The following is an 11,868-nucleotide window of genomic DNA, read 5'->3' on the forward strand; positions in this document are numbered from 1 at the left end:
CTGGCGGCCTGTGCCCCCGGGCACGCCGTCGAGGTGCGCGTGCCACCCTTCGGCGCCACCCAGGCCGTGGCCGGCACGGTGCACCGGCGCGGGACACCGCCGTCGGGGGTGGAGACGGACGCCCAGACCTGGCTGCGCCTGGCCACCGGCCGCCTGGGGTGGGAGGAGGCGCTGGCCAGTGGGGCGCTGCACGCCTCAGGCGAGCGCTGCGACCTCTCGCCCTACCTGCCGCTCATGCGGGCCTGACCGAGGTTGCGGCACGCATGATTGTCACGCTTACGGCCAATCCCTCGCTGGACCGCACTGCCCAGCTGCCGACGGCGTTGGTACGCGGGGAGGTCAACCGCGTCGCCTCGGTGACGAGCCAGGCAGGCGGCAAGGGGCTCAATGTTGCCTGGGTGCTGGCGGCCGCGGGCGTGGAGACGACGGCGGTGGTGCCCGTGGGACCCGGGCCGCTGGGGCCGGCGTTGGAGACCCTGGTGGGCCCGCACATGCGTATCCGGCAGGTCGAGGTCTGTGGTGCCACCCGAGTCAACACCGCGATCACCGAGGCTGACGGCACCACGACCAAGCTCAACGAGCCCGGGGCACGTCTGAGCCTGAACGAGCAGGAGGCGGTTGAGGAGGCTGTGGTGGAGCAGGCCTCGCGGGCGTCGGTGACCTGGGTGGTGCTCTCCGGCTCCCTGCCGCCGGGAGCGCCACAGGACTGGTACGCCCGGCTGATCAGAGCCCTGAGGGCGCGGGCGCCGCAGGTGCGGATCGCCCTGGACACCTCGGACGCGGCGTTGGAGGCGGTGGCGCAGGCCTGGCCGCAGGCGGCTCCTGACCTGCTCAAACCCAATGGGTACGAGCTGGGGCAGCTGGCAGGGCTCAGTCGTGAGACAGTCTGGGCGTTGGAAGAGGATGCTGCTGCGGGCAGCTGGGCCGGCGTGCTGGAGGCGGCTGGGCGGCTGCGCGCTCGCGGGGTGGGCCGGGTGCTGGCAAGTCTCGGGGCGGCGGGCGCCGTGCTGGTGACGTCGGAAGGCGTCTGGCGTGCTCAGGCTCCGCAGGTGCGCGTGCGTTCAACGGTTGGTGCTGGTGACTCCTGCCTGGCTGGATACCTGCTGGGGCAGGTGCGTGGGCGGAGCGAGGAGCGCAGCCTGGCGGCGGCGGTGGCTTATGGCAGCGCCGCCGCGGCCCTACCGGGCACGCAGCTGCCCAGGCGGCAGGACCTACCCTCCTTCCTAGGAGCAGACCCCTTGCTATCGGGGTTTTCCGTGCAGGACCGGGGGTGAGAACCGGCGTAGACCCCGTTCCCACACACAAAACCACGTTTGTGATGGTGGGTGGGGGCACGTGTGCGTTGACTCGTGTTGAAATCGTGACCTGAAGTGCTTGCGGTCACATATGAGGGGTGTTAGACTCAACGTATCAACACGAGTTGAACGATGTGGTTCCGCTCGATACCCACATTCCCAACGCCGTCACTGCTGGTTGTGATTGATCTTCTACTTCCCCGCATTTCAGACAAAGGTTGTGCTGGCTGCGGCGAGGGCGCGGATGATCGGTCAATGACTATCACCTGATGGCGAGACAGAGGTCCGATGTCAACAGTGTTCGTCATCGGGAACACCCACCTTGACCGGATGTTCCACGTTCAGGAAATTGCTCGCCCCGGTGAGACGGTGCTGGCTCACGGCTCGTCGCAGTTAGTCGGGGGTAAAGGTGCCAACCAGGCGGTGGCCGCTGCTTGTAGCGGGGCGGATTCCGTATTTGTCTCGCGTGTCGGTGATGATGATGAGGCGAATCTGGTGCTCGCATGGCTACGTGCAGTGCCCAGGCTGGACATTGCGCGTGTGAGCCGCACGGTTGGCGCACCTACTGGCGGTGCGTTCATACAGTCTGATGCTTCCGGCGAGAACGCCATCGTTGTGATGCCAGGGGCTAATGCGCGGATTTCTGTGGCTGATATTGAGGCTGCTTCCAGGGTTGCAAAGAAAGGTGACTTGCTTCTTCTCCAGCTTGAGATGCCGCTCGAGATGATGCGCCAGGCGGCTTGTACTTTTCGTGCGCATGGCTGTTCGGTGGTGCTCAATGCGGCGCCTGCGTTGGACATTTCAGAGATTCTGCCATTCGTTGATGTCCTAGTTGTCAACGAACTTGAGGCTCAGGTGACCCTCGGTAGTACGGATCGTGCCTCTTTGGCGGAGCGCACACGCGAACTAGGCATCCGGCTAGTGGTGACGCGTGGGGCTCAGGGGTGTGAGTGTTATGACGCCTCGGGCTACCTCGATGCGGTCGAGGCGGAGTCCATCGATGTCGTTGATACAACCGGCGCCGGCGATGCGTTTGTCGGTGGGCTGGCAGCTCAACTCGCGTGCGGGACAGATCTCGTGATGGCGGCACGCTGGGCGACACACCTGGCGGCACTCGCTTGTTGTTCTGTAGGCGCCCAGACATACGTGCGAGCCCTTCATGGCCGTGGGGTCATAGATGCAGGAGGTGATCCTGGTACGGAGCCATCGATGAGAACCATGACGCTTGAAGGCTGCAACTAGAACTCGGCTGCGTCACCGCCATGGCGCGCGGAGGCTGTCCTAAACGGCCGGCCTCAACTTATGAACGATGAAGTTCGATGTGTTTCAAAGGAGATGCACATGATTGCGATGAACCGACGACATGCATTGTCAATGCTCGGATGTATAGGTGCCGGACTCGTCCTGACGCAAACCGCTGGATGTGCCTCAAATGACAAGGAGTCAAATGTCGTAGCTCTTTGGGCTGAGACGGAAGGGGCGAGAGATCGCGCCTATTGGGAGACGGAGGTGAAGGCGCCTTTCGAAAAGTCCTATTCGGATTACCAACTGCAGCTCACCCATCAAACAGGTGGCGACCTAGAAAAGAAGCTGAGGACGGCACTTCAAGCTGGGCAGGGGCCAGACATCGTCGTCACACCAGGACCGTCATACGCACTTCAGTACGTCAAAGCGGGAATGCTCGAAAACTTGACAGAATGGGCTGAGGAGATCAGTCTGAAAGACCGCCTGGTTCCCTGGGCTTATGAGTCAGGGTTCTATGACGGAGGCCTGTACTCGGTGCCGGCCGAGATGGAAACCATGCTCCTCTTCTATAACAGTGATGTTTTTGAGAAGTATGGATGGGGCGTTCCGAAGAATCGCAACGACTTGGAAGCGGTTGCGAGCGAGGCAATGTCGGCGGGCATCACGCCCTTCGCCGGAGGAAACCAGGACTGGCGGGCCGCCGTCGAGTGGCTCATGACGTCGTTCTGGAACTCGTATGCGGGACCGGAGGCGTTGAGCAAGGCGCTTAGAGGGGAGAAGCCATGGACTGACGCTGAGTTTGTCGAACCGGTTGCGTTACTACGGGACTACTTTGATAAGGGGTGGTTCCAAGGGAGTGCCAAGAACTACTTCGCGACCAATGGCGACGATTTCCGTGCCGAGTTTGGTGCAGGGAAAGCCGCGATGAACATTGAGGGGAGCTGGTTCCTCTACTCTGCAGAGAAGTTCTTTGATAATCCTGACGGGTGGGACTGGACGGCGATGCCCCCTCTGTCTGAGGCAGTCCAAGGTGACGTCTACCCTCTCGCGGTTGGCTCGACCTTCTCGGTCAATGCAAAGAGCAAAATTAAGAATGGGGCACAGTCGTTCATTGACTGGTATTTTGCGGAGCCAGGAAATGGAACAAAGTGGAACCAGGCGCTCCCGGCAGCAATTAAGCCTCAGGTCACGGCAGAGAGCGAGCTGCCCTCCGAGATGGATGAGAGGGTGCGCCGCCTCATCCTTGATCTTGTCGGCGAGGGCAGTCAGGCGACGTTTGGTTTTGCCACGTGGACATTCTGGCCCCCGCGTACCAACACCGTCATCTGGGAGCAGTTGCAGAGGGTTCTCGACGGGACGGTTGACCCCGAGGACTACATGAGCGTGGTAGCAGAAACCTTTACGCAGGAACTGGATGAAGGCACCGTGCCCAAGGCTTTTGACCCATCCAAGTGAAACCGAGGGGTGAGGGGAAGGGAGGTGTCTCATGAATAAGGCGAAAAGAAGGCGTGCAGTGGCATGCATGTTTCTCATACCTTTGGCATTAGTCAATGTAACCGTCATCGTCGGCCCGACGATAGCGACTGTTGCCTATTCGTTCACGGATTGGACTGGCCTGGGCGTACCTGACTTCGTGGGTGTCTCCAATTATATTGAGATCATTCATGATGCCAGTTTCTGGCAGGCATTCATCCACAACTTGGAGTGGATGGCGGTATTTTTGACGGTTCCGATCTTCATGGGGCTGGCGGGCGCATATTTGTTAATGTCCGTGCGGCGCGGTAGATCAATCTATCAGGCGATATACTTCATTCCCTACATGATTGCTAGTGTGGTGAATGCGGCAATCTGGCAAAACATTTTATCGCCGAATCGCGGAATCGGCACCGCGCTTGCCAATGCTGGGGTCCCGTGGTTGAAGGATGTTGCGTTCTTTGGAGATCGTAGGTTAGCGCTGGGAGCCGTTGCGTTTGTTGACAACTGGCATTGGTGGGGCTTTGTTGCTGTCCTCTTCTTTACGGCGATGCAGGCCGTTGATCCTTCGTTGTACGAGGCAGCGGAGCTGGATGGCGCAGGTCGTTGGAAACAGTTTCTTCACGTCACTATCCCCTCTATTCGGCCAACGCTTATGTTCGTCCTTCTTCTGAGCATTGTATGGTCGCTGTTGACCTTTGATTACGTGTACATCATTACCCAAGGTGGGCCGAGCGGTGCGACGGAGCTTGTCTCCACTCTGCTCTATCGGGCGGCGTTCTCCGAGTTCCGGGCGGGCTATGCGGCGGCCCTTGGTGTCACGATGATGGCGTTGAGCGCTGTGGTGATTTGTGGCTACCAATATCTAACGAGAAAGCGAGGCTGGGATGTGTAGCGGGAATCAATTTCTCGTGAATATCGGGGCCAGTTCGCTCATGGTTGCGAAGGGAGACGATGGTGAATAGGCGACGTCCGCTGTCGGAACGCCTGGGAACCCATGGCGTGCTCGCGCTTCTTGCGGTCTTCTCTGGCGTACCGATCATCATTCTGGTAATGAACGCTCTCAAGACATCTGCCGAGGTCTCGAAAAATCCGCTAGGATTCCCGCGAGACCTGACGTTTGCGAACTTTCCTGAAGCGTGGTCGCTCGGCAATTATGGGACTACTATTCTCAATAGTGCAATCATCACTGCATGTACGGTCGTTGGCGTCTGGATCGTCAGTGGAACTGCAGCTTATGCGCTTGCAAGACTTGACGTCCCTCGGGGTGGTGTCGTGCTGCTGTATCTCTTCGTGTGCACGGCAATTCCTCAGCAGATCTTCCTCGTGCCGCTCTTCTTCCTGTGGGCAAAACTAGGCTTGACGGATAGTCTTTTTGGCCTCATTGGGATTTACGTGGCACTCTTCTCTCCGTTCGCAACCCTTCTGCTGAGGTCGTACATGATGGCTTTACCTCGTGAATTCGAGGAGGCCGCGCGTACGGAGGGTGCGGGAGAACTACGTATTCTCTTCTCGGTCGTGCTACCTCTAACGCTTCCAGGTTTCCTGACCGTGGCATTGGTCTCCGGACTGATGGCGTGGAATGAGTTCTTGTTTGCTATCACCTTCATTCAAGATGACGCCCTGAAGCCTGTAACGACATCGTTCCTGGCCTTCAAGGGGCAGTTCACCCAGGACTGGGGATTGACGAGTGCGGGCGCGCTGTTCGTAATCGCTCCGGTGATCATCTTGTTCCTTTTTATGCAAAAGAAGTTTGTCGAAGGGCTTGCCGCGGGCGGGCTCAAGTGAGATAGGAGAAGACACATGTGGGGAACGGCGCGTGCGAAGGATGTGCGCGACCTAGTGTTTGCTGAGGTCGAGCAGTATCGGGAGTCCGGCTACAACGTCGCGGCGATCGATGAGGAACTCAGTCGGAGTGGAGGCTTCGAGCGCATCTCGATGGCCGCGTGTGAGGAGGCCTACAGGAAGCTTGATCACATCACGCGAGACGAGTCGTGGACGGCAAACGAGCCTGAGTCTCTCGAGGAAATTCGCGCTTCGGCGCGCTGGCCGGAAGCGTCAAGTCCTGACTTGAGAGCGGCTCCGGACTACGAGGCCCGGTTGCGCGATGCTTGGACCGGTCGAGTCTGCGGCAACATGCTCGGAAAACCCGTTGAGGCAGGCGACGACTGGACGAGTGACAGACTTGTGCGTTTTCTCAAGGAGGTCGGCAATTGGCCTGTGCAGGGATACTTCCCGGACGTTGATCCGACGACCATGGGATATCCAGAATTCCGAGAGTGCCGTTCCACGACGGTGGCTGGGAAGGTGGATGGAAGCAGCCGTGACGACGATGTTGACTACACGGTGTTAAACCTCCACCTCCTGCTGGATCGAGGGCGAGACTTCCAGACTAGTGATGTCGCTGCCGCCTGGCTGACGCTGCTTCCAGTGATGCAGACCTATACGGCGGAACGTGCGACAATCTGTCGGCTTATTGAGGGCTATGGGGTGCCGGAGGCGCGCCTGACACGTAATCCATATCGAGAGTGGATTGGTGCGGCCATTCGTGCGGATGTTTTTGGGTACGTTAACCCTGGCGATTGCGGCAGTGCGGCCGAGCTGGCATATAAGGATGCAGTCGTGTCCCATACGGCCAACGGTGTATACGGAGAGATGTGGTGCGCGGCGCTTGTCGCGGCGGCATTTGACTCCTCGTCGGCCAGAGAGGCGATTGAGCGAGCTTTGGCAGTGATTCCGCCTCGGTCGCGGCTCTACCGGGAGATTGTTGCCGTCATGGCGGATTATGACGCAGGCATGGGATGGTCTGCGGCCGTGAAGGAAATTCAGGCTCGGACTGGGCACTACAGCTGGGTGCATACGATCAACAACGCGGGGATTCTGACCGCGGGCCTGCTTTATGGGGCGGGATCCTTCACTGAGACCATCGGATTGACTGTCGCAGGCGGGTGGGATACAGACTCCAATGGTGCAACCGCAGGATCGGTAGGCGCCCTGCTCGGTTACTCGATTCCAGAGACATTCTCCAAGCCACTTCATGGAACGGTGCACAGTGCGGTATTCGGGTGGGACGGGGTGAGCATTGACCAGTTGGCGGCATTGACGGCGCGGGTCGACGAGCCTTCTTGTGTCGAGAGCATCCTGGGCAAGCCGCTGCTCAGGTTTGTGACACCAGAAGAGTGGTGAGTGTCCTTCGCTATCTGGGGAGGGGTGGTGTCATGCGACGGTATGCATGACACCACCCCCAAAGAGCGGTGAACTCTGATGCCTATCGTGCCGCAGCAACCCGCACCGGGCACCCGCAGCTGGCCCCAATACGCAGGTTCCCCGTGATCCGCAGAGTTCGAGGCGAGGAATCGGCGTCGTGGATGCGTCGGGTGAGTTCCTGCGTGGCGACCCGTGCGATCTCATCGGTAGGTTGCCGGTAGGAGGTCAAGGACGGACTCGTGTGGGCGCCGACGTCACTGCCATCGAAGGAGACCACGGCGATATCGTCGGGAATCCGAAGGCCACGCTCGGTGCACGCCTGGTAGACGCCCTGTGCCTGGGCATCGGAGGAGACGAAGATCCCGACCTGTTGCCCATGGGCAAGGGCCTGCTGGATCGGTTGGCGGTCGAGGAGTTCGCTACAGCCCTCTCGACCGCCAGCACTGGTAAACGGCGTGCTGACGACGAGGGCACTCGTTGCTTCCTGGCCCGCCTCTTGGAGCTGATCCCGCCAGGCGCTCTCGCGGTCTGTGCTCAGGAGGATGTCGCGTGGCCCGGCGATACAACCGATGACCTGAAGCCCGTGTGCCTGGAGGTGCTCAACCGCCTGCCTCGCCCCGAGCCGGTTGTCGGTGTAGACGTCTGAGGCGCTGGGGATCTGCGCGGCGCGGTCAACGGCGACGGCCGGAGTGTGCCGGATCTCGTGAGCGATGAGCTCACCCGCCCGCCCCGAGATGACGAGCAGGCCATCGACCCGACGGTCGACAAACAGCTCGACGTATCGGCGCTCGCGGGCGAGCTCATCGTGGGTGATCCCTACCAGTAACAGATAGTCGCGCTCGAAGGCCTGACGCTCAATCTCCTCGGTCAGCTCAGCGAAGTACTCGTTGGTCTGGTTCGGGACAATAAGTCCGATGGTCTGGGTGCTCGATTTGCGCAGCGCGCGGGCAACAGCGTTTGGGCGGTAGCCCAGAGTCTCGATGGCAGCCTCAACGCGTGCCCGGGCGTCGGCGGAGACCCCGCGAGGACCATCGTTGATGACGTAGCTGACAACAGCAGGTGACACTCCCGCCAGTTTCGCGACATCCGCTCGGGTGATCGTCATCGCGTCTCCTGGTCTCGCCTTGCTGTGGCTCGAACGATACCGCCTATGCCCACCAGCACAGCCGCGAAGAGGATGAGCGGGCCACAGTATGGGAGACTGTGGCGGTGAGCCTTGGTGAGAGCATGCAGTCCACCCGCCCCGCGCCGTTGTCAGTCCTCCCGGATCCGCAGACGGCTGCCCCGACCTCCCCAGCCATTGACCTGACCCGCGAGCTGGAGCCCGCGCCGCGCGAGGAGTGCGGCGTCTTCGGCGTGTGGGCGCCAGGTGAGGAAGTCTCCCGCCTGACCTACTTCGGCCTGTACGCCCTGCAGCACCGCGGCCAGGAGGCGGCCGGCATCGCGACCTCGGACGGTTCCCACATCCTCGTCTACAAGGACCTCGGCCTGGTCTCCCAGGTCTTCGACGACCGCGCCCTGTCCAGCCTTACTGGCCACATGGCCGTCGGCCACGTGCGCTACTCGACCACCGGCGCCACCACCTGGGAGAACGCCCAGCCGATGCTCGGCCCGGTGGCCGGGTCCACCCTGGCGCTGACCCACAACGGCAACCTCACCAACACCCGCGAGCTCATGGACGCCGTGCGCGCCACGAGCGGTGAGGACCTCACCGGCGAGCTTGGCCGCGGTTCCTCCACGGACACCGCCGTCATCGCCTCCCTGATGAACCTCATCTCCGAGCGCGGCAGGCTGGAGGGGCACGACGACGTCGCCGACCTAGAGGCCACCGGCCTCTACCCCGACGGCGTCCCCGAGTCCGCCGCCCAGGCGCCCGAGCCCCCGCTCAGCGTCGCCGAGACCGCGCGCCGCGTCCTGCCGATGCTGCGCGGTGCCTTCTCCCTGGTCTTCATGGACGAGCACACCCTCTATGCCGCTCGCGACCCCCACGGCGTGCGTCCCCTGGTCCTGGGCCGCCTGGAGCGCGGCTGGGTCGTGGCCTCGGAGACCGCGGCCCTGGACATCGTGGGCGCCACGGTGGTCCGTGAGATCGAGCCCGGCGAGTTCCTGCAGATCGACGCCGACGGCGTGTGCTCCAGCCGCTTCGCCGTCACCAACCGCGCGGGCTGCGTCTTCGAGTACGTCTACCTCGCCCGCCCGGACACGAAGATCGCCGGCCGCTCGGTCATCGCCGCCCGTAACGCCATGGGCGCGGCCCTGGCCCGCGAGCACCCGGTGGAGGCGGACCTGGTCATCGCCACCCCGGAGTCCGGGACCCCGGCGGCCATCGGTTACGCCCAGGCCTCCGGCATCCACTACGGGCAGGGCCTGGTCAAGAACGCCTACGTGGGACGGACCTTCATCCAGCCCACTCAGACCCTGCGCCAGCTCGGCATCCGACTCAAGCTCAACCCCGTGCGCGAGGTCATCGAGGGCAAGCGCCTCGTGGTCGTCGACGACTCGATCGTGCGCGGCAACACCCAGCGTGCCCTGGTGCGCATGCTGCGTGAGGCCGGCGCTGCCGAGGTCCACATCCGCATCTCCTCCCCGCCAGTGATGTGGCCGTGCTTCTACGGCATCGACTTCGCCACGCGCGCCGAGCTCATCGCCACGGGCATGAGCGTGGACGAGATCCGTGAGTCCGTGGGCGCGGACTCGCTCGGCTACCTCTCGGTGGAGGGCATGGTGGAGGCCTCCGGTCAGAAGGCGGACGACCTGTGCATGGCCTGCTTCACCGGCTCCTACCCGGTCAAGCCTCCGGTTGAGGGCGTGCCGATCGGTACCCTCCCGGTCTCGCGCATGCCCTCGGTCTACCGACGCCGTCACGACGCCGCCCCCGTGCGCATCGACGAGGTGACCCGGCCAGACCTGGCCGCTGGAAGCCCCCAGCCCACCAGCCCGTCCTCAGCCAGCCCCGCCTCCGCCGCATCCCAAGGAGAGACCCGATGAGCCAGACCCCCAACCCCGCGCCCGCCGCTGACGAGCAGGGCATCACCTACGCCTCGGCCGGCGTGGACACCGCCGCCGGAGACCGCGCGGTGGAGTTGATGAAGGCCTCCTTGGCTGCCACGATGACCCCCGCCGTGGTCGGTGGGGTCGGCGGCTTCGCCGGGCTGGTTGACGTCTCGGAGCTGCGTGAGTACCGCCGCCCGCTGCTGGCCACCTCCACTGACGGCGTGGGCACCAAGGTCGCCATCGCCCAGGCCCTCGACATCCATGACACCATCGGCCAGGACCTGGTGGGCATGGTCGTCGACGACATCGTCGTGGTCGGGGCCACCCCGCTTCTCATGACGGACTACATCGCCTGTGGCCACGTGGTTCCCGAGCGCATCGCGAACATCGTGCGCGGTGTGGCGGACGCCTGCGCCGCCGTCGGCACCCCGCTGCTAGGTGGCGAGACCGCCGAGCACCCCGGTCTCATGGCTCCTGACGAGTACGACGTCGCAGGCGCGGCCACCGGCGTGGTCGAGGCCGACCGCATGCTCGGCGCCGAGCGCGTGCGGGCCGGGGACGTGCTGGTGGCCATGGCCTCCTCCGGACTGCACTCCAACGGCTACTCACTGGTGCGCCGCGTCGTCGAGCACGCCGGCTGGGGGCTGGAGCGTGAGGTCCCGGAGTTCGGGCGGACGCTGGGCCAGGAGCTGCTGGAGCCCACCGCGCTGTACACGCGCGTGTGCCTGGCCATGATCAACGCCCTGGACACCGGCGCATCTGCCGGCCCCGTCCATGCCCTGTCCCACGTCACCGGTGGCGGCCTGGCCGCCAACCTGGCCCGGGTCCTGCCGGCCGGGCTGGTCGGGGACGTCAACCGTGCGTCCTGGGTGGTGCCGCCGGTCTTCGACGTCGTGCGCCAGCTGGGCGCGGTGCCGTGGGAGGACCTGGAGGGCACGCTCAACCTGGGCGTGGGCATGGTCGCCGTCGTCGCCCCGGAGGCCGCCGAGGCGGTCATCCGCGTGGCTGAGGGCTCGGGCATCTCCGCCTGGGTGCTGGGTGAGGTCCACGAGGCAGCCGGCTACGAGGTCTCCGGGCGCCTGGTCTCGGGCACCAAGGGCGTCGACGGCGGAGCCGTGGACATCTTCAGTCAGTACCGCACGGCCTGATCGGCCTGGCTGCGCTGGCAGCAGCATACGGTGGGGCCCGCCAGGTTCTCCTGGCGGGCCCCACCGCACTGCTATGAGGAAGAGGTGCTACTTGCCTGCGTCGGCAGAGCTGGTGCCCCAGTCGTCCTCATCGTCGTCAACGTTGTACTTGGAGGCCAGCTCCTCGTAGTCGATCTCGTCGTCGTCAGTCTCCGCGCCGCTGGACGCACTGACGAGCTCACGCTCGAGCGCCGCGTAGTCGGTCTCCGGGCTGAAGTACTTGAGCTTACGAGCGACCTTGGTCGCCTTGGCCTTCTGACGGCCGCGCCCCATAGGCTCGACCCCCTCCAACAATCTCTGGGCACGCTGGGCGCGCTTCACTTGGGCAAATGTGTCGTAGGCCGAGCCTACAACGGACCGATAGGTGAACACCATTCGGAGTCATTAGTGGTTGACGTGGTTCCAGCCACGTCAACCAGGCACGTCCCCGCGCGGCGGGCGGTCCAGACCCACCGCGGGCGGCCTGC

Annotated in this window: 11 protein-coding genes; 9 read left to right on the forward strand and 2 right to left on the reverse strand. The window is 63.3% G+C overall.

All coding sequences use genetic code 11. The annotated features are described in order from the left end of the window. The 7 genes from HMPREF0058_RS02615 to HMPREF0058_RS02640 all read left to right on the forward strand — a co-directional run. On the forward strand, positions 1–246 hold a 246-nt coding region (locus tag HMPREF0058_RS02615; RefSeq protein ID WP_006548125.1), incomplete at its 5' end, for a sterol carrier family protein. 17 nt (positions 247–263) lie between these two features. Continuing rightward, positions 264–1,274: a 1-phosphofructokinase family hexose kinase gene (locus HMPREF0058_RS02620; protein WP_006548126.1), complete on the forward strand. Its 1,011-nt coding sequence runs from the start codon at positions 264–266 to the stop codon at positions 1,272–1,274. Between the two features lie 309 nt (positions 1,275–1,583). Further along, positions 1,584–2,537: a ribokinase gene (locus tag HMPREF0058_RS11990; protein WP_081449143.1), complete on the forward strand. Its 954-nt coding sequence runs from the start codon at positions 1,584–1,586 to the stop codon at positions 2,535–2,537. A 99-nt stretch (positions 2,538–2,636) separates the two neighbouring features. Next, positions 2,637–3,995, forward strand: a complete 1,359-nt coding sequence (locus tag HMPREF0058_RS02625) for an ABC transporter substrate-binding protein (RefSeq protein ID WP_169305806.1) — start codon at positions 2,637–2,639, stop codon at positions 3,993–3,995. A 31-nt stretch (positions 3,996–4,026) separates the two neighbouring features. Then, positions 4,027–4,908: a carbohydrate ABC transporter permease gene (locus HMPREF0058_RS02630; RefSeq protein WP_211205881.1), complete on the forward strand. Its 882-nt coding sequence runs from the start codon at positions 4,027–4,029 to the stop codon at positions 4,906–4,908. Between the two features lie 62 nt (positions 4,909–4,970). Beyond that, complete coding sequence (locus HMPREF0058_RS02635) at positions 4,971–5,801, forward strand: carbohydrate ABC transporter permease (protein WP_211205882.1); 831 nt, start codon at positions 4,971–4,973, stop codon at positions 5,799–5,801. Between the two features lie 15 nt (positions 5,802–5,816). Next, positions 5,817–7,199, forward strand: coding sequence for an ADP-ribosylglycohydrolase family protein (locus HMPREF0058_RS02640; protein ID WP_006548131.1), 1,383 nt, complete (start codon positions 5,817–5,819; stop codon positions 7,197–7,199). An 82-nt stretch (positions 7,200–7,281) separates the two neighbouring features. On the opposite strand, the gene HMPREF0058_RS02645 is transcribed toward HMPREF0058_RS02640, so the two are convergent. Then, on the reverse strand, positions 7,282–8,325 hold the full coding sequence (locus HMPREF0058_RS02645; protein WP_006548132.1) for a LacI family DNA-binding transcriptional regulator: 1,044 nt from the start codon (positions 8,323–8,325) through the stop codon (positions 7,282–7,284). 122 nt (positions 8,326–8,447) lie between these two features. Here HMPREF0058_RS02645 and purF point away from each other — a divergent pair, with 122 nt between their 5' ends. Both purF and purM read left to right on the forward strand, forming a co-directional pair. Next, positions 8,448–10,208 (forward strand): amidophosphoribosyltransferase, encoded by a 1,761-nt coding sequence (purF, locus tag HMPREF0058_RS02650; protein ID WP_006548133.1) that lies wholly within the window; start codon positions 8,448–8,450, stop codon positions 10,206–10,208. After that, positions 10,205–11,362 carry a phosphoribosylformylglycinamidine cyclo-ligase gene (gene purM, locus HMPREF0058_RS02655; RefSeq protein WP_006548134.1) on the forward strand — a complete coding sequence of 386 codons (1,158 nt, stop codon included), beginning with the start codon at positions 10,205–10,207 and terminating at the stop codon, positions 11,360–11,362. Before purF ends, purM begins: the two co-directional genes overlap by 4 nt. 87 nt (positions 11,363–11,449) lie before the next feature. On the opposite strand, the gene HMPREF0058_RS02660 is transcribed toward purM, so the two are convergent. Then, positions 11,450–11,674, reverse strand: coding sequence for a DUF3073 domain-containing protein (locus HMPREF0058_RS02660; RefSeq protein WP_034236699.1), 225 nt, complete (start codon positions 11,672–11,674; stop codon positions 11,450–11,452). Positions 11,675–11,868: the final 194 nt, after the last annotated feature.

Origin of the sequence: Actinomyces urogenitalis DSM 15434, from assembly GCF_000159035.1 — a bacterium.
GTDB classification, from domain to species: domain Bacteria; phylum Actinomycetota; class Actinomycetes; order Actinomycetales; family Actinomycetaceae; genus Actinomyces; species Actinomyces urogenitalis.